Annotated in this window: 27 protein-coding genes and 1 pseudogene; 11 read left to right on the top strand and 17 right to left on the bottom strand. The window is 63.4% G+C overall.

What is annotated here, in order from left to right; genetic code table 11:
• Window positions 1-69 precede the first annotated feature (69 nt).
• The 3 genes from AC2FL1_RS00505 to AC2FL1_RS00495 all read right to left on the bottom strand — a co-directional run bounded on the left by AC2FL1_RS00505 (window position 70) and on the right by AC2FL1_RS00495 (window position 1485).
• Window positions 70-657, bottom strand: a complete 588-nt coding sequence (locus tag AC2FL1_RS00505; protein WP_496875646.1) for a biotin transporter BioY — start codon at window positions 655-657, stop codon at window positions 70-72.
• A gap of 76 nt (window positions 658-733) precedes the next feature.
• Window positions 734-1156, bottom strand: a complete 423-nt coding sequence (locus tag AC2FL1_RS00500; protein ID WP_496875645.1) for a DUF6314 family protein — start codon at window positions 1154-1156, stop codon at window positions 734-736.
• Window positions 1153-1485 carry a hypothetical protein gene (locus tag AC2FL1_RS00495; RefSeq protein ID WP_496826273.1) on the bottom strand — a complete coding sequence of 111 codons (333 nt, stop codon included), beginning with the start codon at window positions 1483-1485 and terminating at the stop codon, window positions 1153-1155. Before AC2FL1_RS00495 ends, AC2FL1_RS00500 begins: the two co-directional genes overlap by 4 nt.
• 88 nt (window positions 1486-1573) lie before the next feature.
• On the opposite strand from AC2FL1_RS00495, the gene purB reads away from it, so the two are divergent.
• From purB to AC2FL1_RS00465, 6 genes are all read left to right on the top strand, one after another.
• Window positions 1574-2878: an adenylosuccinate lyase gene (gene purB, locus AC2FL1_RS00490; RefSeq protein ID WP_496875644.1), complete on the top strand. Its 1305-nt coding sequence runs from the start codon at window positions 1574-1576 to the stop codon at window positions 2876-2878.
• Window positions 2879-2980: 102 nt separating this feature from the next.
• Window positions 2981-3145, top strand: coding sequence for a hypothetical protein (locus tag AC2FL1_RS00485; protein WP_496826276.1), 165 nt, complete (start codon window positions 2981-2983; stop codon window positions 3143-3145).
• 94 nt (window positions 3146-3239) lie between these two features.
• Window positions 3240-3794: a tetratricopeptide repeat protein gene (locus tag AC2FL1_RS00480; RefSeq protein ID WP_496826278.1), complete on the top strand. Its 555-nt coding sequence runs from the start codon at window positions 3240-3242 to the stop codon at window positions 3792-3794.
• Window positions 3795-3861: 67 nt separating this feature from the next.
• On the top strand, window positions 3862-4986 hold the full coding sequence (locus tag AC2FL1_RS00475; RefSeq protein WP_496875643.1) for a flagellar motor switch protein FliG: 1125 nt from the start codon (window positions 3862-3864) through the stop codon (window positions 4984-4986).
• Window positions 4987-5157: 171 nt separating this feature from the next.
• Window positions 5158-6012 (top strand): DMT family transporter, encoded by an 855-nt coding sequence (locus AC2FL1_RS00470; RefSeq protein ID WP_496875642.1) that lies wholly within the window; start codon window positions 5158-5160, stop codon window positions 6010-6012.
• A gap of 9 nt (window positions 6013-6021) precedes the next feature.
• Window positions 6022-6948, top strand: a complete 927-nt coding sequence (locus tag AC2FL1_RS00465) for a lysophospholipid acyltransferase family protein (RefSeq protein WP_496875641.1) — start codon at window positions 6022-6024, stop codon at window positions 6946-6948.
• Here the strand turns inward: AC2FL1_RS00465 and AC2FL1_RS00460 are convergent, their stop codons facing one another.
• Window positions 6949-7647, bottom strand: coding sequence for a DUF1223 domain-containing protein (locus AC2FL1_RS00460; RefSeq protein WP_496875640.1), 699 nt, complete (start codon window positions 7645-7647; stop codon window positions 6949-6951).
• A 251-nt stretch (window positions 7648-7898) separates the two neighbouring features.
• Between AC2FL1_RS00460 and acnA the strand changes: the two genes are divergently transcribed.
• A complete protein-coding gene (gene acnA / locus AC2FL1_RS00455; RefSeq protein WP_496826288.1) occupies window positions 7899-10589 on the top strand; it encodes an aconitate hydratase AcnA in 2691 nt (896 codons plus the stop codon).
• 230 nt (window positions 10590-10819) lie between these two features.
• Here acnA and AC2FL1_RS00450 read toward each other — a convergent pair whose 3' ends face one another.
• The 10 genes from AC2FL1_RS00450 to yajC all read right to left on the bottom strand — a co-directional run bounded on the left by AC2FL1_RS00450 (window position 10820) and on the right by yajC (window position 17860).
• Entirely contained in the window at window positions 10820-11359 is a 540-nt protein-coding gene (locus AC2FL1_RS00450) for a DsbE family thiol:disulfide interchange protein (protein ID WP_496826290.1), read from the bottom strand.
• The gene (gene ccmD, locus AC2FL1_RS00445; RefSeq protein ID WP_496875639.1) at window positions 11352-11510 is read right to left on the bottom strand and encodes a heme exporter protein CcmD; all 159 of its coding nucleotides are present in this window, start codon (window positions 11508-11510) and stop codon (window positions 11352-11354) included. Before ccmD ends, AC2FL1_RS00450 begins: the two co-directional genes overlap by 8 nt.
• Entirely contained in the window at window positions 11507-12280 is a 774-nt protein-coding gene (gene ccmC / locus AC2FL1_RS00440; RefSeq protein WP_496826294.1) for a heme ABC transporter permease CcmC, read from the bottom strand. The genes ccmD and ccmC overlap by 4 nt, the downstream gene beginning before the upstream one ends.
• A gap of 45 nt (window positions 12281-12325) precedes the next feature.
• Window positions 12326-12982, bottom strand: coding sequence for a heme exporter protein CcmB (ccmB, locus tag AC2FL1_RS00435; RefSeq protein ID WP_234168846.1), 657 nt, complete (start codon window positions 12980-12982; stop codon window positions 12326-12328).
• Window positions 12979-13593 (bottom strand): heme ABC exporter ATP-binding protein CcmA, encoded by a 615-nt coding sequence (gene ccmA, locus AC2FL1_RS00430; protein WP_496875638.1) that lies wholly within the window; start codon window positions 13591-13593, stop codon window positions 12979-12981. Before ccmA ends, ccmB begins: the two co-directional genes overlap by 4 nt.
• Before the next feature lie 140 nt (window positions 13594-13733).
• Window positions 13734-14087, bottom strand: a complete 354-nt coding sequence (locus AC2FL1_RS00425; protein WP_496875637.1) for an Mth938-like domain-containing protein — start codon at window positions 14085-14087, stop codon at window positions 13734-13736.
• A 2-nt stretch (window positions 14088-14089) separates the two neighbouring features.
• A complete protein-coding gene (locus AC2FL1_RS00420) occupies window positions 14090-14845 on the bottom strand; it encodes a sulfite exporter TauE/SafE family protein (RefSeq protein ID WP_234143855.1) in 756 nt (251 codons plus the stop codon).
• A 69-nt stretch (window positions 14846-14914) separates the two neighbouring features.
• Window positions 14915-15883, bottom strand: coding sequence for a protein translocase subunit SecF (gene secF, locus AC2FL1_RS00415; RefSeq protein ID WP_496875636.1), 969 nt, complete (start codon window positions 15881-15883; stop codon window positions 14915-14917).
• A gap of 1 nt (window position 15884) precedes the next feature.
• The gene (secD, locus tag AC2FL1_RS00410) at window positions 15885-17546 is read right to left on the bottom strand and encodes a protein translocase subunit SecD (RefSeq protein ID WP_496875635.1); all 1662 of its coding nucleotides are present in this window, start codon (window positions 17544-17546) and stop codon (window positions 15885-15887) included.
• A 29-nt stretch (window positions 17547-17575) separates the two neighbouring features.
• Window positions 17576-17860, bottom strand: coding sequence for a preprotein translocase subunit YajC (gene yajC, locus AC2FL1_RS00405; protein WP_234136337.1), 285 nt, complete (start codon window positions 17858-17860; stop codon window positions 17576-17578).
• Between the two features lie 177 nt (window positions 17861-18037).
• Here yajC and AC2FL1_RS00400 point away from each other — a divergent pair.
• The 4 genes and pseudogenes from AC2FL1_RS00400 to serS form a co-directional block, all read left to right on the top strand.
• Window positions 18038-19549: pseudogene (locus AC2FL1_RS00400) on the top strand (mechanosensitive ion channel family protein); the annotation flags it as partial.
• A gap of 25 nt (window positions 19550-19574) precedes the next feature.
• Complete coding sequence (locus AC2FL1_RS00395; RefSeq protein WP_496826303.1) at window positions 19575-19673, top strand: hypothetical protein; 99 nt, start codon at window positions 19575-19577, stop codon at window positions 19671-19673.
• Window positions 19674-19908: 235 nt separating this feature from the next.
• A complete protein-coding gene (locus AC2FL1_RS00390; protein ID WP_234136335.1) occupies window positions 19909-20325 on the top strand; it encodes an SET domain-containing protein in 417 nt (138 codons plus the stop codon).
• A gap of 140 nt (window positions 20326-20465) precedes the next feature.
• A complete protein-coding gene (gene serS / locus AC2FL1_RS00385) occupies window positions 20466-21758 on the top strand; it encodes a serine--tRNA ligase (RefSeq protein ID WP_496875634.1) in 1293 nt (430 codons plus the stop codon).
• 39 nt (window positions 21759-21797) lie between these two features.
• Here the strand turns inward: serS and AC2FL1_RS00380 are convergent, their stop codons facing one another.
• The 3 genes from AC2FL1_RS00380 to der form a co-directional block, all read right to left on the bottom strand.
• Window positions 21798-22439 (bottom strand): helix-hairpin-helix domain-containing protein, encoded by a 642-nt coding sequence (locus AC2FL1_RS00380; RefSeq protein WP_496875633.1) that lies wholly within the window; start codon window positions 22437-22439, stop codon window positions 21798-21800.
• A 100-nt stretch (window positions 22440-22539) separates the two neighbouring features.
• Window positions 22540-23523 carry a fatty acid desaturase gene (locus AC2FL1_RS00375; protein WP_496875632.1) on the bottom strand — a complete coding sequence of 328 codons (984 nt, stop codon included), beginning with the start codon at window positions 23521-23523 and terminating at the stop codon, window positions 22540-22542.
• A gap of 200 nt (window positions 23524-23723) precedes the next feature.
• Window positions 23724-25196: a ribosome biogenesis GTPase Der gene (der, locus tag AC2FL1_RS00370; protein WP_496875631.1), complete on the bottom strand. Its 1473-nt coding sequence runs from the start codon at window positions 25194-25196 to the stop codon at window positions 23724-23726.
• Window positions 25197-25225 lie beyond the last annotated feature (29 nt).

The raw sequence follows: 25225 nt of genomic DNA, 5'->3' as shown, positions 1-25225 counted from the left end.
TATCCCGCAAAGGCAACGAAGAAGGCCCGGACAATGTGTCCGGGCCTTTGTCAAAGGTATCGAGCGGGATCAGCCGCGGGCGTTGCCCACCAGTTTCCACAGGCCAGGGACCAGCACGGCGGCCAGCACCAGTTTCAGCGCGTCGCCCACCAGGAACGGGGTCAGACCCCACTGCAGGATCGGCTTGTCCCAGCCATAGAGCTGGCCCAGCCACAACAGGCCCGGCACGTAGATCAGCACATTGGCCAGCACCAGCGCCAGCGCCATCTTGCCAAAGGAGCGGTCCCAACCGCGGGCCGCCAGAGCGCCCAGCATCACGGTGGCCATCAGGTAGCCCACCAGATAGCCGCCGGTGCCGCCCATCATGTAGGTCAGCCCGAATTTCTCGGCCGAGGAGGTGGCGAAGACGTCAAAGCCCAGCGCGCCCACAAGCAGATAACCCAGCATGGTCACCAGACCCAGCCGCGCGCCATAAGCGGTGCCCAGCGTCAGCACGGCAAAGGTGCCCATGGTGATCGGCACCGGCCACATCGGCACCTTGATCTTGGCGGCGATGGCCAGCGCTGCGATGCCCAGCACCACCAGAACCGCTTGCTTTGCCAGACGCGCGGTGCCTTCGCGCGGGCCGATTGCGTCGGCCAGAACAGTCATGCTCATTCGGTTGTCTCCCAGTTCAGACAGGTATTGGCACACAGAAATGCCCTGTCCGCGCGCGCGCCGCAAGACGTTTACGCTATCGCCGCCGAAAATCGGTCACCATCTCGTAATCCTTGCGCGGTCCCTTGACCGTCCAGCGCACCCGCCACAGCGGCCAGCGCGCAAAGTCATATCCCGCATCATAACTGTCGGGCGGGCAGTCATGGTGATCTCCTGGCGCCACTTGACCCAGCGTTAAGTGGTGGAAAAACCTGCCATCTTCAAAATGAATGGCGATGCCGCCCGGACCAGGGCGCCAAAGATAGCGTCGGGTGCCTTTAAAAGGCGGCTGGCCCGGCATGAACAGCGTTACCTGCTCGTCATAGGTCAGCCCGCTCTCGCTGCGGCGCAGCGTCGCGGCCCCTTCGGCGCGCAGTTTTTGCCCCGTCAGACGGTCGTCAATGACGCGATCCAGCAGCCAATCGCCCTCGAATGCTGCAATGTCCTGCGGCAGGGTCATTCGGCATAGGTCCCGTCGGTAATATCGCCGCCCTGCCCGACAAAGCGGACCCTCTCGCCGTCGCTGGCCACCGTGTAACAGGCCCAGAGTTCCGAGGGCGGCCAGATCGAACAGTAAAGATCGCCGCGAAGGCTCCAGCGTCCCTGACTGGACCGGTCGGTCACATAGACCGTCCCGCCCGAGGCGTCAAAACTCTGGCGTGCGCCACCTTCATAGACCAGCTCCCTGCCCGTCAGCGCCGCGCGGATCTCGTCTCCGGCCAGCGGCATGAACCCATCCGCCATCGCCCAGGTGGGCACAGCCGCCAAAATCAGGGCAAACCGTCTCATATTTCCGCTCCTGCCTTGTCCCGCGATGCGGCTGGGTCTATGACCCGCGCCAACAGGTCCTGCCAATCACAAAAAGGTGTCGCTGCCAATGATCCCCCGCTACTCCCGCCCCGAGATGGTTGCAATCTGGTCGCCCGAGACCAAGTTCAAGATCTGGTACGAGATCGAGGCGCATGCCTGTGACGCGATGGCTGATCTGGGCGTGATCCCGCGGGAAAATGCCGAGGCGGTGTGGAAAGCCAAGGATGTGGAATTCGACGTGGCCCGCATCGACGAGATCGAAGCGGTCACCAAACATGACGTCATCGCCTTCCTCACCCATCTGGCCGAACATGTGGGCAGCGAAGAGGCGCGGTTCGTGCATCAGGGCATGACCAGTTCGGACGTGCTGGACACCTGCCTGAACGTACAGCTGGTGCGGGCCGCCGACATCCTGCTGGAGGGCGTCGACAAGGTGCTCGCCGCGCTGAAGAAGCGCGCCTATGAGCACAAGGACACCGTGCGCGTGGGCCGCAGCCATGGCATCCATGCCGAACCCACGACCATGGGCCTGACCTTCGCCCGCTTCTATGCCGAGATGGACCGCAACAAGGCCCGCCTGCAAGGCGCGCGCGACGAGGTCGCCACCGGCGCCATCTCGGGCGCGGTCGGCACGTTTGCCAATATCGACCCGGCGGTCGAAGAGCATGTCTGCGCCAAGCTGGGCCTGCGCCCCGAGCCGATCAGCACCCAGGTCATCCCGCGCGACCGTCACGCGATGTACTTTGCCACGCTGGGCGTGATTGCGTCCTCGATCGAGAATATCGCCATCGAGATCCGCCACATGCAGCGCACCGAGGTGCTGGAAGGCGCCGAATTCTTCTCGATGGGGCAAAAAGGCTCGTCGGCAATGCCGCACAAGAAGAACCCGGTCCTGACCGAGAATCTGACCGGTCTGGCGCGACTGGTTCGTATGGCTGTGATCCCGGCGATGGAGAACGTGGCGCTCTGGCATGAACGCGACATCTCGCATTCCTCGGTCGAGCGCGGCATCGGCCCCGACGCCACCGTGACGCTGGATTTCGCCCTGCATCGTCTCGCCGGCGTGGTCGACAAGATGCTGATCTTTCCCGAGAACATGCTGGAAAACATGAACAAGTTCCCCGGTCTGGTGATGTCCCAGCGTGTCCTCTTGGCGCTGACCCAGGCCGGTGTCAGCCGCGAGGACGCCTATGTCATGGTGCAGCGCAATGCCCTCAAGGTCTGGGAAGACCGGGTCGATTTCCGCGAGCAGCTCTTGGCCGATGCCGATGTTGTCGCCGCCCTGGGCACCGACGGCATCAACGAGAAGTTCGACATGGGTTATCACACCAAGCATGTCGACACGATCTTTGCCCGTGTCTTTGGCGACTGACCGCCGAAACGGACATAACGAGAGACAAATCGGCGTGAGTCCCCTTTGCGCAAGTGGGGCTCTGCGCTACACTCCTTTCCAGTATCAACGGGAGGAGAGATCATGACCCTCAGGACGATATGCTGCGCCACTGCGTTGGCCCTGCTGCCAGTGGCTTCGCTGGCGATGGGCTGTTCCAGCCGTGGCCATGAACAGACCCAATCCTGCGCCCCGGGCATGCAGTGGGACGCCGCCTCGCAAACCTGTGTCGAGGTGATCAACAGCTGAGCCCGCGCCGATCCGGCCGGTTTTCCGGGGGTCTATTACGGCGCCCGAGAAAATTTTGCGTCCCTTACATTAAGCTGATACCGGAGTTCCCCTCATGCGATTGCCTTCCCTTCTTGCCTTGGGTCTGACCCTGCCGCTTGGCGCCTTTGCCGCCGGCGGCGACAGTACAGGTGGCAGCACCTGGACCAACCCGCCCAAGGAAACCCAGACCACCAAGGAATGCAAAGGGGTCAAGGTCTGGGACGAGAAGAAAAAGCGCTGCGTGGCGCCGAAGAATTCCGGCCTGGATGCCGATACGCTGTATAAGGCCGTGCGCGAACTGGCCTATGCCGGGCGTCCCGCCGATGCGCAGGGCGTGCTGGCGGCCATGCCCGACCAGAGCGACGACCGCGTGCTGACCTATTGGGGGTTCACCCATCGCAAGCTGGGCGATCTGGACCGCGCGACCTTCTACTATCAGGCGGCGATCGCGACCAATCCCGACAATATCCTGGCACGCAGCTATATGGGGCAAGGGTTTGTCGAGGCCGGCAAGACCGATCTGGCCATCGCCCAGTGGCGTGAGATCACCGCGCGCGGCGGCGAAGGCAGCTGGGCCGAGGTGTCGCTGCGCGAGGCCATCCGGACGGGCTTGACCTACAACTACTGAGTTCAGCCTTTCTTTACCGCCCGACCGCTAATCTGCCTGCGACTCTGATGACGGATGACGAAGGCAGATGCAGGACGACAATGCGTTGATGCCCCTTGAAGCCGAGATGTTCGATTTCGTCGACGCTCCGGCGGTGACAAGGATGGGCGGCCAGCCGCTGGCCGACGCGCCCCGGCGCGTGCCCCGGCAATTGAGCAATCTGGAAAAGGCTGCTGTGGTCGTGCGGCTTCTGCTGAATGCAGGCGCGCAAATCCCGTTGGAGGAACTGCCAGAGGAGTTGCAGGCCCGGCTGACCAAGCAGATGGGGCGGATGGGGCTGGTCGACCGGATCACGCTGGACGCGGTGGCCGAGGAATTTGCCGAGGCGCTCGACGGGATCGGGCTCAGCTTTCCGCATGGGCTGGCCGGGGCGCTGAGCGCAATGGATGGCAAGATCGCCGCAACCACCGCCGCGCGTCTGCGGCGCGAGGCCGGTGTTCGGCAGATGGGTGATCCCTGGCAGCGGCTGCGCGCCCTGCCGCCCGAGGAACTGGCCGAGATCGCCCAGGCCGAAAGCACCGAGGTCGCCGCCGTGCTGCTGTCGAAACTTGATACCGCCAAGGCGGCGGCGCTGCTTGGGCAATTGCCCGGCCCGGTGGCGCGGCGCATCACCTATGCCATCTCGCAGACCGGCCGGGTGACGCCCGAGGCAGTGGATCGGATCGGCTGGTCGCTGGCCGCGCAGCTGGATGCGCGGCCGATCCTGGCCTTTGCCGACCGGCCCGAGAAACGGGTGGGCAATATCCTGAACCAGTCGGCGCCCGCAACGCGCGACCAGATGATGTCGGCGCTGGACGAAGAGGATGCAACCTTTGCCTCTTCGGTGCGCAAGGTCCTGTTCACCTTCTCCGACATCCCTGCCCGCCTGTCGCCGCGCGACGTGCCCGCCGTGGTGCGCGTGGCCGATCAGGATCAACTGATCCAGGCCCTCGCCGCCGCTACCGAGGGGGACGAGGCCGTGGTGGCGGAGTTCCTGCTCGGCAACATGTCCTCGCGGATGTCCGACAACCTGCGCGACGAGATCCGCGACAAGGGCAAGGTCAAGCGCAGCGAGGGCGAGGCGGCGATGACAACCCTTGTGGGTGTTATCCGTAGCCTGGAGGACGAAGGCGCCCTACGGCTCATCGACCCCGAGGAGGATAGTGACGCTTGATCCCGGCAGGCCGTTTTCCGGCACGGAAAACGGGTCGGAAAGCGGTCGCTTTCCGGGCCGAAATTTTTTCAAAATTCCGGCACCAGGCCGCTGGCTGATGGACAGAACCGAAGCTGGGCGCTATCAGCTTCACATGTTCAACATCCTACTCCAGTCGCGGGCCCAAGCGTAATGGCATCAACGGCGCGTCGGGCCATCGGCTTCATGGTTCTCGCCATCCTGTGCTTTTCGCTCATGGATGCTACGGTCAAGGCGCTGGCGCCGCAGATCGGCGTGATTCCAGCGCTCTGGGCACGCTATGCCGGACAGATGCTATTGGTGCTACTTCTCGTCCTGCCACGCCTGCGAAAGGTCATCCGCACTGCTTATCCGCGCCTGCAACTCCTGCGTTCGCTGATGCTGATGGGGGCGACCGCCTTCTTCTTTCTCGGCATCAGCCGGATCCCGCTGACTGACGCCACCGCCCTTATGTCGGTCAACCCGGTTTTCATCACGCTGGGTGCCGCATTGTTTCTGGGTGAGCGTCTGGGCCCGCGCAGGTTGCTGGGCATCGCCGTGGCCCTGACCGGCGCGCTGATCGTATTGCGCCCGGGGTCGGACGTGTTCCAGCCTGCCGCGCTTTTCCCGCTCGGTGCCGCCGCCTGCTATTCCACTTATGCTCTGCTCACACGCCGCGTCGGCCCGGACGAGGACGTCTGGACCTCGCTCTTCTATACCGGCCTCGTCGGCACCACGTTGCTGAGCCTCATCGTTCCCGGCTATTGGCAGTCGCCCAGCCCCACGGCATGGGGTCTTATTGCGCTGGTCGTTCTTTTCGGCACGCTGGGCCAGCTCTTCCTGATCCGCGCCTTTTCACAAGGAGAGGCGGCCATGCTCGCGCCCTATGCCTATTGCGGACTTGGATTCTCCGCAATCTGGAGCACGGCCTTCTTTGGTGAATATCCCGACATCTGGACTGTCCTCGGTGCGCTTGTGATCGCCGGGGCGGGTCTGTATGTCTGGCATCGCGAGATGCACAGCCGCTAAGAGACCCTGATGCCCGTTGAAAAATCCGAACTCGGCCGAGGTGCGCGCGCCTCTTACTATGCGCAATATCTGCTGCTGCGCGGGCTGATCGGAGGGATGCGGCTTCTGCCCTACGATCGCCGGATCGCGGCGATGGGTCGGCTGATGAGCGCGATTGGCCCGCTGGTGGGGTTCAGCAAGCGCATTCGCGCCAATCTGGCGCTGACCTGTCCAGACCTGCCCGAGGCCGAGATCGCGCGCCTGTGCCGCGCAGTGCCCGATAATGCAGGCCGCGCCATCATGGAACATTTCTCGCCCGACGAATTCACCCGTCGGCAACAGGGGGCACGGGTCAGCGGGCCGGGCGCGGCCGCCTTTGACGCGGCTATTGCCGAGGGCAAGCCGGTGATGCTGATCACCGCCCATTTCGGCCATTACCTGGCCACCCGCGCCGCATTGCAGGCCCGAGGCGGCAAGCCGATCGGCTGTCTCTACCGCCGCATGGCCAACCCCTATTTCAACGAAATCTATGTCGATGCCTTCCTGCGCACCGGCAAACCGATGTTCGAACAAGGCCGGCGCGGCATGATGGAGATGGTGCGCAGCCTGAAACAGGGCGGCATCATCGCCATCGTCTCGGACCTGCATGCCCATGGCGGTGCCGAGCTGAGCTTTTTCGGCAAGCCTGCGGTGACCTCGGTGCTGAACGCGGAACTGGCGCTGAAATATGATGCGGTGATGATCCCCTGCTATTCGGTACGGCAGGACAACGGGCTGGATTTCGAGATCGTGATGCACGATCCGGTCGCCCATAGCGATCCGGTCACCATGACCCAGTTCCTGAACGATGATCTGGAAAAGATGGTGCGCCAGCATATGGGGCAATGGTTCTGGATCCACCGGCGCTGGAAACCCTGGCTCGACCTCGGCGAGCGGCCCGAGGACACGCTGAGCTGATCACTCGACCCGGGCCGCCGCCAGGATCGGCCCAGGTCCCGCCTGCTGTACCAGCACGACCGCCGGCAAATCGCCCTCGGTGGTGACGCTCAGGCGTTTCTCGCTCTGTCCATCCCACTGCCCCACCACCTGCCAGCTGTCGACCACGTTGGCATAATCCAGGTCATGACCGGCAAGCTCGCCACGCTTGATCGAGGCATGGCGCAGTGGCGTATATCGCACCAGTTGCACCGCATAGGAACCACCGGGCGTCCCCGTGCCCGGGGTCAAAGTGACGGTGATGTCATCGCCCACGCGGCGCGCGGTAATGCCGACCGGCGCCGGGCGTGCCTTGTGCGCCTCGATCAGCGCCAGCACCTCTTCCTCGCGCGCGCCGACCACATCCTCGACCCCCTGGATGATCATCTGCGGGGTATAGATCATCGAGCGCCCACCGGCGCGGGCATAGGCCTGTTGGCGCAGGGTATGGGCAGGGTCGGCAAATTCGTCGACCCAGCCGATATAGTCCCAGTAATCGACATGCAGCGCCAGTCCGATCACATCGTCCCGGCGCGCCAGCCGATGCATGATCGCATCCGCAGGCGGACACGAGGAACACCCTTGCGAGGTAAAGAGCTCCACAACCACCGGCCCCTCGGCTCGGGCGGCGATGGGCAGTGCCGATGCGGCAAGGGCAAGGCAGAGCGTCAGGGCTTTCATCCGGGTCCGGTCCGTCGCTGGGCAAGGGGATGATCCAGCTTTACCGCCCCGCCGATCACAGCGCCAATCAAGGTTTCTTGAACCTGCGGAAACAAATGTATACCATTGCATACCGCATCTTGCGCCCCCATGTGTGCAATGGTATACAAAAATTGACGCACCCCCCGTCTTGGTGCTTGAACCCAAGGCGGGCGTGATGCAGATAACCCGCAGCGAATCCCATTTCCACGCTCCAAGAGAGGGAGGCCACGATGCCCATCAAGGTTGGACAGGACACCGCCAAGACGCGCCGCACGCTCAGCGTCAATGGCAAATCCATTTCCTATTACTCGATCCCCGCCGCCACCGAGGCCGGTCTGGGGGATTTCTCGAAACTGCCCGCCGCGCTGAAGGTGGTTCTGGAAAACATGCTGCGGTTCGAGGATGGCGGCTTTTCCGTGTCGGTCGACGACATCAAGGCCTTTGCCGAATGGGGCGCCAAGGGCGGCCAGAACCCGCGCGAAATCGCCTATCGCCCGGCCCGCGTGCTGATGCAGGATTTCACCGGCGTTCCCGCCGTTGTCGACCTGGCCGCGATGCGCGACGGCATCAAGGCGTTGGGTGGTGACGCGCAGAAGATCAACCCGCTCAACCCGGTTGACCTGGTCATCGACCACTCGGTCATGATCGACGAATTCGGCAATCCGCGCGCCTTCCAGATGAACGTGGACCGTGAATACGAGCGCAACATGGAGCGTTACCAGTTCCTGAAATGGGGCCAGGGCGCGTTCAACAACTTCCGCGTGGTGCCGCCGGGCACCGGCATCTGCCACCAGGTGAACCTGGAATATCTGGCCCAGACCGTCTGGACCGATACCGATCAGGACGGGGTCGAGGTTGCCTATCCCGATACGCTGGTGGGCACCGACAGCCACACCACCATGGTCAACGGCATGGCCGTTCTGGGCTGGGGCGTTGGCGGGATCGAGGCCGAGGCCGCGATGCTGGGCCAGCCGATCTCGATGCTGATCCCCGAGGTGATCGGTTTCGAACTGACCGGCCAGATGGTCGAGGGCACCACCGGCACCGACCTGGTTCTGAAGGTCGTCGAGATGCTGCGTGCCAAGGGCGTGGTGGGCAAATTCGTCGAATTCTACGGCGAAGGCCTGGACCGTCTGCCGTTGGCCGACCGCGCAACCATCGCCAACATGGCGCCGGAATACGGCGCCACCTGCGGCTTCTTCCCGATCGACGGCGAGACCCTGCGCTATCTGCGCAATACCGGCCGAGACGAGGACCGGATCGCGCTGGTCGAAGCCTATGCCAAGGAAAACGGCTTCTGGCGTGATGCCGATTACGCCCCGGTCTATACCGACACGCTGAGCCTGGACATGGGCACCATCGTGCCCGCCATTTCCGGCCCCAAGCGTCCGCAGGACTATGTGGCGCTGACCGATGCCAAGACCGCATTCACCCGCGAGATGGCCGAGACCTTCAAGCGCCCGATGGGCAAGGAAGTCGCGGTCAAGGGCGAAGACTATACCATGGAATCGGGCAAGGTCGTGATCGCCTCGATCACGTCCTGCACCAACACCTCGAACCCCTATGTGATGATCGGCGCCGGTCTGGTGGCGCGCAAGGCCGCCGCACTGGGCCTGAACCGCAAGCCCTGGGTCAAGACCTCGCTGGCACCGGGTTCGCAGGTGGTCAGCGCCTATCTGGAGGCCGCCGGCCTGCAAGAGGATCTGGACAAGATCGGCTTCAACCTCGTCGGCTATGGCTGCACCACCTGTATCGGCAACTCGGGCCCGATCCAGAAGGAAATCAGCGAGGCGATTGCCGAGGGCGATCTGGTCGCCACCTCGGTGCTGTCAGGCAACCGCAACTTCGAAGGGCGCATCTCGCCCGACGTGCGCGCCAACTACCTGGCCTCGCCGCCGCTGGTGGTGGTCTATGCGCTGGCCGGCACGCTGGATATCGACCTGACCTCCGAGCCGATCGGCACCGACAAGGACGGCAACGATGTCTATATGAAAGACATCTGGCCCACCACCCAGGAAGTGGCCGAGCTGGTCGAGCAGACCGTGACGCGCGAGGCGTTCCAGTCGAAATATGCCGACGTGTTCAAGGGTGACGAGAAATGGCAGGCGGTGGAAACCACCGATGCGGAAACCTATGATTGGCCCGCGACCTCGACCTATATCCAGAACCCGCCCTACTTCCAAGGCATGGGCACCGAGCCGGGCACCATCTCGAACATCTCGGGCGCCAAGGTGCTGGCGATCCTGGGTGACATGGTCACCACCGACCATATCTCGCCCGCAGGCTCCTTTGCCACCACCACCCCCGCCGGCAAGTATCTGACCGAGCGTCAGGTGGCCCCGCGCGAGTTCAACTCCTATGGCTCGCGCCGTGGCAACCACGAGATCATGATGCGCGGCACTTTCGCCAATATCCGCATCAAGAACGAGATGCTGGACGGCGTCGAAGGCGGCTATACCAAAGGACCCGATGGGCAGCAGACCTCGATCTACGAGGCCTCGATGGCCTATCAGGAGCAGGGCACCCCGCTGGTGGTGTTCGGCGGCGAACAATATGGCGCCGGCTCTTCGCGCGACTGGGCAGCCAAGGGTACAGCACTGCTGGGCGTCAAAGCGGTCATCGCCGAAAGCTTCGAGCGTATCCACCGCTCGAACCTGGTCGGCATGGGCGTCATCCCGTTCGAGTTCACCGGCGGCGACAATCGCAAGTCGCTGGGCCTGAAGGGCGATGAAACCGTCGCGATCAGCGGACTGGACACCATCCAGCCGCTGCAAGAGGTGCCCTGCACCATCACCTATGGCGACGGGTCCGAAAAGACCATCACCCTGAAATGCCGGATCGATACCGCACCCGAGATCGAATATATCGAGAACGGCGGCGTGCTGCATTACGTGCTGCGCAACCTGGCCAAGGCCAGCTGAGCGTCTGCGAACCGACCAATGAGAGGGCGCCTTGCGGCGCCCTTTTCTTTTGCGAGGCGCTGCCTCGCGCTCCGGAGTATTTTGGGCGGAATGAAATCAGGGCCTCTCACCCAGAGGTCCCATTCCGGCCGCTCCAGCGACCGCCCCCTGACAGGAACGACCCGCGCCCCTTCACTTTGCTTGAAATACTCCGGGGGGCCGCCCGGAACGGGCGGTGGGGGCAGCGCCCCCTATTTCGCCGCGGCCTTTTCCAGCGCCGGGCGGATGGTGCTGTCGATCACCCGTTCGGTAATCGGCCCGGCAAAGCGCAGCATGATGGTGCCGTCACCCGCGATCACATAGGTCTCGGGCACGCCATAGACACCCCAGTCAAGGGCGGTGCGCCCCTGCTCGTCACGACCCAGCGCAACAAAGGGATTGCCCAGTTCGTCCAGAAAGCCCTGCGCGTTTTCCACCTTGTCCTTGTAGTTGATGCCGTAGATCGGGATGCCCTCGCCTGCGAGCTTTTCAAGGCTGGGATGTTCGGCCCGACAAGGCGCGCACCAGCTGGCCCAGTAGTTGACCAGTTTCACCTGACCGTCGCGCAGGGTGGCATCGTGAAAGCCCGGCGCCGCGGGAAAGGCGGTCAGCGCCAGCGGCGGCGCGGGTTGCCCCTCGCGCGCCGAGGGCAGGGCCTCGGGATCGTCGCGGAACATGCCGACGGCTGCCAGCAGAACGAAGGCGCCGAAAATCAGCGGCGGCGCCACCATCAGCGGCGAAATCCTAGCCATTGCGCGAAATCCTTTGTTCGATCTTTTCCATCTCGGCGCGCAGCTTGCGACCGCGCCGCAGGCTGAGCACCAGCAGACCGATCAACAGCACCAGAGTGGCGCCATAGGCGCTCAGCACCGTGGCGGCATATTTGCCCAGATCGGGAATCATCCGTTTGCCCTTTCCCGTGCGATCAGCGCCTTGATCCGGCGGGCCCGGATCTCGGTTCCGGTGCGGTAAAAGACCAGCGTCACGAACAACAGCCCAAAGCCCAGCAGGCACAGAAGCAGCGGATAGGCGTAGACATTGCTCACCTTCTCCTCGGTATCGGTGCCACTGACAGCGCCTGCGCGCAGCACCGAGGCCCCCTGATGCAGCCCCTGGTTCCAGAAATAAACCGCATAGCGGCTGAGCACCGCAAAGACCGATCCCACCAGGCACAGCACCGAGGTCAGGTCGGCGGCGGTGTCGGCATCCTCGATCGCCTCCCACAGGGCCATGTAACCGAGGTAGAACAGGAACAGCACCAGGAACGAGGTCAGGCGCGGATCCCATTCCCACCAGGTGCCCCACATCGGCTGGCCCCAGATTGCCCCGGTGATCAGCGCGATCAGCGTCATGACCGTGCCCACGGGCGCCGCCGCACGCGCGGCCAGCGCGCTGACATGGTGGCGCCGGATCAGCCAGACCAGCGAGGTCACCAACATCATGAACCAGACGCTGGTGGCCAGAAAGGCCGAGGGCACGTGGATATAGATGATCTTGACAGTAGAACCCTGCTTGTAATCGTCAGGCGTGAAGAAGAAGCCCCAGACCAGTCCACCCACAAGGGTGATCGCGGTCAGCACCCACAGCGCGGGCAGCACCCGCTCGGTCAGGGCCAGGAACTTGCGCGGGTTGGCATATTCCCAGAGCGCGTTGAGTCTCGTCGATATCGTCATGGGTCCTATCTAGTGCGAAGCGGGACTGTTCTCAATTGACTTGCGTCAACGCAGATTGACGCGGAGCACCGCGGCGCTGGCAAAGGGTAACAAAGCGATCACGGCGGCGGTTATCCCTGCCAGCATCAGAAGCGGTGTGGCCACCTCCATCCCTGCGGCCCCACGCCGCGCCACCTCGGCGCCAAAGATCAGCGTGGGCACGTAAAGCGGCAGCACCAGGAGCGACAGCAGCAGCCCGCCGCGCTTCAACCCCACGGTCAGCGCGGCGCCGAATGTGCCCACCACGCTCAGCGCCGGCGTGCCCAGCAAGAGCGAGACCACCAGCCAGACAAAGCCGGGGGTGGGCAGGTTCAGAAGCACCCCCAGCACCGGCGCGGCCAGCACCAGCGGCAGACCGGTGGTCAGCCAATGGGCCAGCGCCTTCATCGTCACCACCGATTCCAGCGGCAGCGGCGCGGTGGCCAGCAGGTCGAGCGTGCCGTCCTCCCAATCAAGCGCCAACAGGCGGTCAAGCGACAGCAGGCAGGCCAGAAGCGCGCCCAGCCACAGCACCCCTGGCGCGATCGACGACAAGAGCGCTGATTGCGGCCCCACCGAAAACGGCACCAGAACCGTGACGATCAGGAAAAAGGCCAGCCCCAGGCCAAAGCCGCCCCCGGCCCGAAAGGCCAGTACCAGGTCGCGTTTCAGAAGGGCGATCACAGGAAATCTCCATCCGGGTCGTCAAGCGGCGCCGGGCGGGCGCGATAGGGACCGACATCCAGCACCTCGCCATCCAGCCCCAGGTCGATATGGGTGGCGATCAGGGCCGACCCGCCCTGCCCCAGATGCGCGCGCACCGCATCGGCGAACATCGCCACCGCGTCGCGATCGAGCGAGACGGTGGGCTCGTCCAGCATCCAGACGGGGCGCCCCGTCACCAGAAGCCGCGCCAGACCCAGCCGCCGCTTTTGCCCCGCCGACAGGTTGCCCGCGTGACGCTCGGCCAGGTCGCCCAGCGCAAAGGCATCGAGCGCCGGGGCAATATCGCGCCCGCCAAAGACGGAAGCCCAGAACCTCAGGTTCTCGGTGACGCTGAGTGTGGGTTTCAACCCGTCGGAATGGCCGGCATAGGCGATCCGATCCTCGGCGCCCTCGATCCGTCCCGCCAGCGGCGGTTGCAGTCCGGCCATAGTACGCAGCAGCGTGGTCTTGCCCGCGCCGTTGGGACCGCGCAGGATCAGCGCGCGGCCGGGGGCGAGCGCGAAGTTCAGCCCCTCGAGCACGGGAATGCCGCCGCGGGCAATGGCAAGATCGGTGACGGTGAGTGTCATGCTCCTCGCTTATCCCATTGGCGCGGGGGGCAAAAGGCGGGATTTGCCGCATCGCCCGCAATGCGAGGCCTTGCAGGCGGGAGCGAGGGGCGCTGCCCCTCGCGCTCCCCGGAGTATTTGTGGCGAAATGAAGAGCAGGATCAGACCGGGAGCGCGGCCAGCGCGATGCGGCGGCCCTCGCCCAGGAGCACGTTATAGGTGCGACAGGCGGCAGGCGAGGTCATCGCCTCGACCCCCAATCCGGCCTGTTCGAGGCTTTGGCGCAGGGCCTGCGGGATATGGGCCACCTCGGCGCCGGTGCCGATGAAGAGCACATCGACCTGCCCCGCCAGCGCCAGCAGCGGGGCGGTGTCATGATAGCCTGCCCAGGGTGCGGGGCCGTCAGGGCCGGTCAGCAGCGCGCCCTGATGAACCTCGCCGCCGATGCGGAAGAAACCCGGCCCGTAGCCATCGACCGGACGGGCACCGGAATAGGTCACTTCGGTCAGGCGCATGATCACTCTCCCAAGGTCCAGAATGGCAGCCCCGCCAGCGCCGCGCCCAGGATCAGCCCATAGGCGGCAAGGCGATAGGCGCGCTCGTATCCCGGCACAAATAGCGCCGCGCCCAGCATCGTGCCAAGCATATTCGGCACGATCAGCGCCAGACCGGTGACGATCCAGGCCGGATCGAGCCGCCCGGCCAGGCCCATCATCGCCAGCACCATCCAGTCATAGCCGAAGAGGTAGAAAGTGATATTGGCCCGGATCGCCGCCGCCGGTTTGGGGCTGGCCATATAGACAAATATCACCGGCGGGCCGGGCAGGCCCGCCACCCCGCCCAGAAAGCCCGAGGCGGCGCCGGTGGCGGTCACGGCACCGGGTCGCAGCGCGCCGTGATAGCGCCAGCCCAGCACCAGCCCGGCCAGCATGGTCAGCGACACGCCCGAGACCAGCAGGCGGAACAGGCCCGGTTCGAGCAGGAACAGCATGTAGAGCCCCAAAGGCAGGGCCACCGCCGCCCCGAGCAATAGCCGCGCCAGATCGCCCCTGTCCACATGCCGGGCGGCACGCGGCAGCATCGGCAGCGGACCGACGATATCGGTCAGCACCAACGTGGTGATCGCGGCCACCGGCCCCAGCACGATCCCCGCAAGCGGCAGATAGATCAGCGCAGTACCGAAACCCGCAAAACCGCGGGTGCAACCGGCCAGAAAGGCCGCACCGATCAGCAGGGCGATTTCAGGAGTGGAAAGGGCGAGGAGCGGTTCCATTGCGGGCAGCCTGCCCCGATCCCGACCGCGCCTCTAGCGCCAAGACGGGACCGGGAATGGCGCCAGTTCTCAGGCGTCGATATCGGCGAACTGATTACCCGAGGTGTTGGTGGGCTTGGACCAGTCGCGCTTGACCCCCAGCCACAACAGGATGGTCGAGGCCACGAAGATCGAGGAATAGGTCCCGACCACGATACCCCAGATCATCGCAAAGACAAAGCCGCGGATCACGTCGCCGCCCAGCACGTAGAGCGAGATCAGCGCCAGCAGGGTGGTGATCGAGGTCATCAGGGTCCGGCTCATCGTCTCGTTGATCGAGAGGTTGAGCACCTCTTTCAGGTCCTTCTGCTTGTACTTGCGCAGGTTCTCGCGGACCCGGTCGAACACCACCACGGTATCGTTCAACGAATAGCCGACGATGGTCAGCAGCGCTGCGATGATGGCCAGGTCAAAGCGGATCTGAAGTTCGGAGAAGATGCCGATGGTCAGCACCACGTCATGCACCAGCGCGGCCACGGCGCCCAGGGCGAACTGCCATTCGAAGCGCAGCCAGATATAGACTAGCACCGCCAGGATGGCGAGGCCGACCGCCAGGATCGCGGTCTGAATCAGCTCTCCCGACACCTTGGGGCCGACCGATTCGACCGAAACGAACTTGATGTCCGGGGCGACGCCGCGCAGGGCCTCTTGCACCTTGGCAATGGTTTCGGCCTTCACCGCCTCGGCCTCGTCCTGAGCCTGGATGCGGATCATGGCCACGTTCTCGTCAGGGCCAAAGGTGGGGTCGAACACCTCGGTGATCGAGACATCACCCAGCCCGAGCGGGTCGAGCGCGCCGCGATAGGCGCCCACATCGACGGCCTGGGTGCTTTCGGTGCGCACCGTGGTGCCACCGCGAAAGTCGATGCCGAAATTCAGGCCCTGGATCAGGAACGAGGCAAAGCCGATCACGACCATCAGGGCCGAGATGCCCAGCCAGACCCGCCAGCGCTTGAAGAAATCGAACGTCGTATCGTCGGCAATGAGTTTCAGGCGCATGTCAGACCTCGATCGTCTTGGGACGGCGGCGTTCGAACCAGGTCACCACCAGCAGGCGGGTGACAAAGATCGCGGTGAAAACCGAGGTGAGAATGCCCAGCCCCAGCGTGATGGCAAAGCCCCGGACCGGCCCCGAGCCCATGGCGAACAGGATCACCGCCGTGATGAAGGTGGTGATGTTGGCATCCAGAATGGCGCTCAGCGCCTTTTCATAGCCCAGTTCGATGGCCCGCGCCGGGCCCTTGGCGGTCTTCAGCTCTTCGCGGATCCGCTCGAAGATCAACACATTGGCGTCCACCGCCATGCCGACCGTCAGCACGATGCCCGCAATACCCGGCAGGGTCAGCGTGGCGCCGATCACCGACAACAGGCCAAACAGAAGACCCACGTTTATGATCAGCGCAATATTGGCGAAGATGCCGAACAGGCCATAGCTGGCGAACATGAAGCCCAGAACCGCCACAAATGCGACCACGGTCGCGACCTTGCCCGCGTCGATGCTGTCCTGCCCCAGTTCCGGGCCGATGGTCCGTTCCTCAAGGAATTCCAGCCCCGCAGGCAGGGCGCCGGCGCGCAGGAGTACGGCCAGATTGGTGCTTTCCTCGACTGTGAAATTGCCGGTGATGATACCCGAGCCGCCAGGAATGTGGCTCTGGATCACCGGGGCACTGATCACCTCGCCATCCAGCGTGATGGCAAAGGGCGCGCCGACATTGTCGCGGGTGTAATCGCCGAACTTGCGCGCGCCAGAGGTGTTGAAGCGGAAGTTGACCGCCGGGCGGCCGTTCTGGTCAAAGGCGGGCTGGGCGTCGACCAGTTCCTCGCCGGTGACCACGGGGGCGGATTCGATGGTGTAGAACACGCCCTCTTGATCCAGCGACGGCGCCAGTTTCTCGCCCACGCCGACACGGGCATTGGCATCGGTGCCGCGCGAGACCACCGGGTTGAAGGTCAGCTGTGCGGTGGTGCCGATGATCTCTTTCAGTTCCGAGGCGCTGCCGATGCCCGGCACCTGAATCAGGATGCGGTCGGCGCCCTGACGCTGGATGGTGGGTTCGCGGGTACCGACCTCGTCGATGCGGCGGCGCACGATTTCCAGCGCCTGGCGCACGGTGCGGTCATCGGTGGCAAGGCGTTCGGCCTCGCTGAGGGTCACGACGATCTCGTCACCCTCGCCGCGCACCTCGATATCGTTCGATCCGGCCCCGGTCAGGGTCTGGATCGGGCGGGCCAGCCCGCGCACCAGTTCCAGCGCGCGGGTCATGCCCTCGGGCTGGCTGATCTTGACCCGGATCTCGTCCGGTTTCGACGGCTGCTTGCGGATGGTCCCAACAGTTGCCCGCGCGTCGCGCAGAGCGTTGCGGATTTCCGGCCACATGGCGTCCATCCGGGCGGCATAGACGTCAGAGACCCGCACCTCGGCCAACAGATGCGCACCGCCGCGCAGGTCCAGACCCAGATTGACCAGAGAGGACGGCATGAAGCCGGGCCACTGGCCCGCCGCCGCCGTCAGCTCGGGCGTTTCGCCACGCAGCTCGATCGCGGCGCGGGCATCGTTGCTCTGCTCAACGCGGGTATAGAATGCGTTCGGCAGGGCCAGAACCAGCCCGCCAATACAGACAAGCCAGATCAGGACCCGTTTCCAGGTATCTATTTGCAGCATGACCCTGCCTTTGTTCCGACGGGTTCGGCTTACTTCGCCGGTTCGGTCTTGTTCAGCACCTGCGCGATGGTCGACTTGACCACGCGCACCTTGACGCCTTCGGCGATCTCGACCTCGAGCTCACCGTCTTCCTTGACCTTGGCGACTTTGCCGATCAACCCGCCCTGGGTGATCACCTGATCGCCGCGACGCAGGGCGCTGACCATGGCCTGATGTTCCTTGACCTTCTTCTGCTGCGGCCGGATCAACAGGAAATACATGATCGCGAAGATCAGGATAAGCGGGAGAAACTGGGCGATTGCGCCACCATCCATGGGACATTCCTTTGTGCTGAGTGACGGGGTGCGGCCCCGCGAAATTTCCGGGAACCTATGCGCAGAACCGCCGCTTTGCAAGTCGAGCGCGAAAGCGGATCTTTTGCCGATACTGCCCACTGGTCAGGTTGTCTCATGCGAGTATAGTCGAACCAGAAGCAACGAGGAAAACCAACCATGTCTCGTCTGTTGGTGATAGCTGTACTTGTTATCCAGTACCTCTGCACATCCTTGGTTTCAGCGCAGGAAACACCGGCACCGTCTCAATCCTCGCAGGGGATTTTTCAGGCCCCAGTGATCCTTGACGGGTCCCAACTGTTCCTGCTGCGCGGCGTGACTGGTTTGCCTGCTGAACGGCGCGCGCTCAGGGTTCATGAGCGACTTGTACAGGTCGCCACGGCATCCGATTCCGCAACCGTCGACATTGAAAAGAGAAAAGAGCGCTTTGGTTATGTCATCTATGCCGATGGCGTCGAAATCCTGACTGTTACGCAAGCCGACGCCTCTCTTGAAAAGATCGACATAGAACTGTTGACCGATGTTCAAGCCAAGGTCATCAACGACGCGATCTTGACCTACAGGGCCGAGCGATCAGACGAAGCGAGGCTCGAAGGGGCGATCTATGCCATGGGCTGGACGCTGGCCTTTGCGCTTTTCACCTTTCTGGGTGTCCTTTTACGTCGCTTCCTCAACACTCGGGTCACCAAGCTGGTTCACCGAAACCTGGCCGAAGTCGAATCCGCCACCAAGGCACATGTCCGCGCTGATGCCATCGCCGCACTGATCCGGTTCGGGATCAGCTTTATCCTGTTGGTGATCTTTTTCCTGGGTGTTTACTACTATCTTTCGTTCGTTCTGCTGTCGTTTGCCGAAACGCGCTATGTCGCCCAGTTGCTGCTGACCTATGTGACGAGGCCGGTTCTGAACATCGTCCTCGGGTTCATTAACTATCTTCCCAATCTCGTCACGCTTCTGATCATCGCGGCAGTCACCCAGTATATCATTCGCGGCCTGCGTATCTTCTTCGAAGCGGTCGAGGCGGGAAGTTTCGTAATCGGAAACTTCGAACGCCACTGGGTCATTCCCACTTTCAACCTCATAAGAGCGGCCTTGATCCTGATCGCGTTGGTGTTTTCGTTTCCTTACATTCCAGGGTCCGAATCCGCCGCGTTTCAGGGGCTGACCATTCTCGTAGGCGCGATGCTGTCGCTTGGATCGAACTCGGTGATGAACAATCTGATCTCTGGACTTTTCGTGATCTACCGACGGTCCACGTCGATCGGAGATCGCATTCAGATCGGAGATCACCTTGGGGATGTCGTCGAAATAAAGCTGATGGAAACGCATCTGCGCTCGACAAAGAACGAGCTGATCTCGATTCCCAACGCCCAGCTGCTGAATTCCGAGGTCGTCAACTACACCAAGCACTCGGAGAGCAGCGGAGTGATTCTGCATACGACTGTTGGAATCGGCTACGAGGAACCTGCGGAAAAGGTCGAGGCGATGTTGATCGAAGCGGCGCGACGCACCGACGGCCTAAGGATGCGCCCGGAACCATTTGTGCTCTGGACGGCGTTGGCGGATTACGCAGTCAACTATGAGATCAACGCCCATACGACTCGGGGCTCGAACATTCCACGCATCAGGTCGGAACTGCATCGTAATATCTTTGAGGTATTTACCGAAAACGGCGTCCAGATCATGACTCCATCTTATGAAGCGGATCCCGAGGTGCCAAAGATTCCGACTGAAAAATGGAGCGGAAAACTGGCCCACGAGGCGTCGAAAGCTGAACAAGCCTGACCGTCGGTGATGGTTTGGAAGCCGGCTGGTGGGCCCGTTTCAAACCGATGACGGACATGATTTTGACCAGGGCCTGAACGGCTACCTGCCTTTCTCGAGGGCAGATATGAAATTCGTTGCAACAGTCATCGAATCGGTGCCTTGTTGCGTTGCGCGCGCCGCGGCGCGCGGGGAGGCAGGGAGTACGCCCCCCTTATCCCAGACCGGAACGCGGCCCGGCCATCCTTTACAGAAGGAACAGGCGCATGATGATGGTGCGCTGCTATCTCGCCCCCTCCGAAATCGAAGGACTGGGGGTATTCTGCCATGACGACATCGCCCGGGGCGACAAGGTATGGCGCCATGACAAGATGCTCGACATCACCTTTCCCGAAAGCAAGCTCGACAATGTCGAACCGCATGTGAAGGAATTTCTGGAGCGTTACAGCTATCCCGATATCAACCGGCCCGGATACCTGATCCTGGAAAGCGATGAGGGACGGTTCATGAACCATTCGATGTATCCCAATCTCGATTTCTCGGACGGAATCTGGGGGGTGGCATTGACCGATATTCCGGCGGGCACCGAGCTGACCTGCGATTATGCCGATTTCCTGACTGGCGTAATCCACATGCAGCCGCCACGCCACAAGATCGCGGCACCCCGCGTCGCCTTCAGCTGAGCCGGGCCGCAAGGTCAACCGGGGGCCGGGTGCAACACCCGGCCCCTTTCTCTTTCCACAAGCTGGCGGCGGCGCTACACCCCGGCGCGCGGATGGTGCATAACCGGGCCAGTGAATCACCCAGTCCAAGGACCAGACCCATGCACGACATCCGCGCCATCCGCGAGAACCCAGCCGCCTTCGACGCCGCGCTTTCGCGCCGTGGGAGCGCGCCGGTGTCGTCGGACATCCTGGCCCTGGACGAAGCACGCCGGGGCAAGATCCTGGCCGCCGAGACTGCCCAGGCCGAGCAGAACAAGGCCAGCAAGGAAGTCGGCGCCGCCAAGGCACGCGGCGACGAGGCCGAATTCGAGCGCCTGCGCGCGCTGGTAGCCGAGAAAAAGGCCGAGATCGCCGCGATGCAGGCCGAGGCCAAGGAGCTGGACACCCAGTTGACCGAACTGCTCGCGGGCCTGCCCAACCTGCCCGCCGAGGACGTCCCGCAAGGGGCGGACGAGGCCGACAATGTGGAACTGCACCGCTGGGGCACCCCGCGCCAGATGGATTTCGCGCCCAAGGAACATTTCGACCTTGCTTCGGTTCAGGACGGCATGGATTTCGAAACCGCCGCCAAGCTGTCGGGCGCACGGTTCGTGCTGCTTTCGGGCGCGGTGGCCCGTATCCACCGGGCGCTGGCGCAGTTCATGCTCGACACCCACAGCGAACAGAACGGGTTGACCGAGGTGAACGGCCCGGTGCTGGTCCTGTCCGAGATGATGTATGGCACCGGCCAGTTGCCAAAATTCGGCGAAGACAGCTATCAGACCCGCGAGGGCTGGTGGCTGATCCCCACCTCCGAAGTATCGCTGACCAATATCGTCAATGGCTCGACCATTGCCGAGGATTATCTGCCGCGCCGCTATACCGCCCATTCGCTGTGCTTCCGCTCCGAGGCGGGCTCGGCCGGCAAGGACACCCGCGGCATGCTGCGCCAGCACCAGTTCGAAAAGGTCGAAATGGTCTCGGTCACCCATCCCGATCATTCGGATGAAGAGCAGAAACGCATGTTGCGCTGCGCCGAGGGCATTCTCGAGGCATTGGGCATCCCCTATCGCACCATCGTCCTGTGCACCGGCGACATGGGGTTCGGCGCCCGGCGCACCTATGACATCGAAGCCTGGCTGCCCGGCCAGAACACCTATCGCGAGATCAGCTCGGTCTCGACCTGTGGTGATTTCCAGGCCCGCCGCATGAATGCGCGGTTCAAGCCCGCCGATGGTGGCAAGCCGCAATTCGTGCATACGCTGAACGGCTCGGGCCTGGCGGTGGGCCGCTGCCTGATCGCGGTGCTGGAGAACGGCCAGAACGCGGACGGTTCGGTCACCCTGCCCCAGGCGCTGGCTCCCTATCTGGGCGGCAAGCTGACGCTGAACACGGACGGCACCCTGAGCTGATCTCAGGGAACCACACCAGACCGGAACGAGGCGAAGAAGTTACTTCTTCGCCTTTTTCTTTGCCTTCTTCTTGTCCTTGTCGTCCTTTTTCTTGCCGGACTTCTTCTTGCCGGACTTCTTCTTGTCCGACTTCTTCTTGACCTTGGCTTCGGCCTTGCGGATTTTCTCTTCGAAATCCTTTTTCTTCTGCTTGGCCTTCTCTGCCTTTGCCGCTGCCTTGGCCTTTTTGCGGGCCTTGGCGTCGGCCTCGGCCTGTTCGGCCAGGGCCGCTGCCTCGCCCTCCCGGACCTCGGCCTCGCTTGCCTCGTCACGGGGCGACGCGGGTTTGGCGGGTGCCGATTGCGGGGGGGGCGTGGCGGCGGGTTTGGCCCGGACAGGGTCGGACTTCTTTGCCGTTGCGCCGCGCCCTGCTACCGGGCGGCGCGTGCGAGAGTTTCGCCCTGCCGGTTTGCGGGCCTGTGCGGGGCTGGCAACCGGTGCGGCGGTTTTCGACGGCGGCGCCGCTACCAGCGCCTGCGCCGCGGCATGAATGGCCTTGGCCCTGAGCGCGCCGATGCGCGGCAGGTTCATCAACCGTTCGATGCTGGCGGCGGCAACCGCCTCGGCACTGTCAAACCCGTTCTCGGCCAGCATTCTTGCCAATGCCGGGCCAACGCCCTCGATTTTCTTGACAGGGGTCATGTCAAACTTCCTTTGCCTCCCTTTTGTCAAAGATTACGCGTTCGTATACACAATCTTTCTTTCCTCCGTGCCCCTTTTTGCGGAACACGGAATACATGGTTTAGCCGGTTACCGTCTCGACCGCGCCCGCGCGTTTCGGAAAGGGCACCAGGCAACGGGCGTCCTCATCCCAGAGCTTGAGGTTCAGCGCCGTCACCGCCTCGGCAAAGCCTATGCGGCGCGGCGCGTATTCGGGCGGCAGGTTGTAATGGCAGGCCCGCAGCCGATAGGACGGGATGCGCGCGTTGAAATGATGGATGTCGTGCAGGGTGATACAGGCCACGGCCATGTCGAACCACCAGCCGAAATCCAGCGCCGACGACCCCTGCAACGCTGCCAGTTGCGGGTCCAGATCGGGGCGGCGGTCCCAATAGGTATCCTCGAAATTATGCTGGAGATAGACGAGGAACACCCCGATCATCCCGCCCAGAAAGGAAAAGCCCAGCCAGACCAGCAAGCCGGTCATGCCCGCCAGCGCCCAGAGCAGGACCAGAAAGACGACAATGGAAAGATTGTGCAGCAGCACCCCGCGCGCCCCGAACCGGGTCGCGTTCTTGGGCCAGCGGTAGCGGATGAAATAGGTGAACGCCGCCCCCAGCGGGATCAGGATGAACGGGTTGCGATAGAGCCGATAGGCCAGCCGCGTGCGCCAGTCGGCCCCCCGCCATTCCCGCAGGGTCATGGTGTGGATCTCGCCGGTCTCGCGGTGTTCCAGATTGCCCACCCCCGCATGATGCAGGTTGTGGTTCTGCTTCATTACCTCGAAGGGCGCAAATGTGAAGGGCGAGAGGACGTGACCGGCCAGTTCGTTCTGCGTGCGCGTCTCGAACAGGGAGTGGTGGCCGCAATCATGTTGCAGCACGTAAAGCCGCACAGCCGCAAAGGCAAAGACCACCCCGGCGGGCACCAGCACATACCAGCGATCCACATGGGTGATCGCCAGAGAGAGCGCGGTGAAATAAACCGCGAATGTCCCGAAATAGCTCAAAGCGGCAAGGCGGTTGTCCTGCACCGCGTATTGACGTGTGTATGCTCTCAGATCCATCTCCGCACCGCTCCCTCGGATGGCCGGGTTCTCTTGCAACAGACGACTTGGGTGCGCGACGCAGGAATGACAAGCGCGCCGCGACAAAGAAACCTTTGCGTACATAGTGATAGCGCCGCAAGCGGGTAATTGTCACCCGCTGCGACAATAAGCATCGCAATCCGGCACGATTGCGCGCCGGCTGATCTGACGCGCGCCGCCTAGCCGCGCGATTTGAGGTGTTTGGCCAGGGCGCCGGCATTCTTCTTGCGCCGGCCCTTGTAGGGGTTCTTGTCCCCCTGCCCGCGCAGGGTAAGGCGGATCGGCGTGCCCGGCATGTCGAAATCGGCGCGCAACCCGTTGACCAGATAGCGCGAATAGCTTTCGGGCATCTTGTCGGGATGGCTGCACATCACCACGAATCCCGGCGGCCGGGTCTTGGCTTGGGTCATGTAGCGCAGCTTGATCCGCTTGCCCTGTGGTGCGGGCGGCGGGTGCTGTTCCAGCATGCCGATCAGCCAGCGATTCAGCGCAGCGGTTGGAATGCGGCGGTTCCAGACCGCATGGGCGCGCAGGATCGCGTCATGCAGACGGTCGAGCCCACGCCCGGTCTTGGCAGAGACGGTGACCAGCGGCGCACCCCGCAGCTGCGGCAAGAGCCGTTCAAAGCTTTCCTTCAAATCGCGCAGCTTGTCCTGCTTGTTCTCTTCGACATCCCATTTGTTGACTGCGATCACCACGGCGCGGCCTTCGCGTTCGGCCAGGTCGGCGATGCGCAGATCCTGCTGTTCAAAGGGGATGGCCGCGTCGAGCAGCACCACCACGACCTCGGCGAACTTGACCGCGCGCAGCCCGTCCGAGACCGAGAGCTTTTCCAGCTTTTCCTGCACCTTGGCCTTTTTGCGCATACCTGCGGTGTCGAAAATCCGCATCGGCGTGCCGTCCCAGTCGATCTGGAGCGAGATGGCATCACGGGTAATCCCCGCCTCGGGACCCGTCAGCAGACGCTCTTCGCCCAGGATGCGGTTGATCAGGGTCGACTTACCCGCATTGGGGCGGCCCACCACCGCGACCTGAAGCGGCTTGTCTGCGGTGATGACCGGAGCCTCCTGCACGGCACCCTCGGCGTCATCCTCTTCGTCCTCGGGGTCGAGATCGACATCGGTTTCCGGCGCCTGCTCCTCGGCGGCCTTCTCCATCTTGTCGGCCAGCGGCATCAGTATGGCGTAAAGATCGTTCAGCCCCTCGCCGTGTTCGGCGCTAAGCCGGATCGGCTCACCCAGCCCCAGCCCATAGGCTTCGATCACCCCGGCATCGGCGGCGGCGCCCTCGGCCTTGTTGGCGGCCAGGATCACATGCGCCGAGCGGCGGCGCAGGATATCGGCGAAAATCTCGTCATTGGGGGTTACACCCGCGCGGGCGTCGATCATGAACAGGCAGATATCGGCCATGTCCACCGCCCGCTCGGTCAGCCGCCGCATCCGGCCCTGCAGACTGTCGTCGGTGGCGTTTTCCAGCCCCGCGGTGTCGATCACCGTAAAGCGCAGGTCGCCCAGCCGCGCCTGCCCTTCGCGCAGGTCGCGGGTCACGCCCGGCTGGTCATCGACCAGCGCCAGCCGTTTGCCGACCAGACGGTTGAACAGGGTGGATTTGCCCACATTGGGCCGCCCCACGATGGCGAGGGTCAGAGACATGGCACTCTACTTTTCTAGACTCAGACGCG

Source organism: Ruegeria sp. YKSF070 (assembly GCF_059612725.1).
This window is presented reverse-complemented; position numbering and strand designations above follow the sequence as displayed.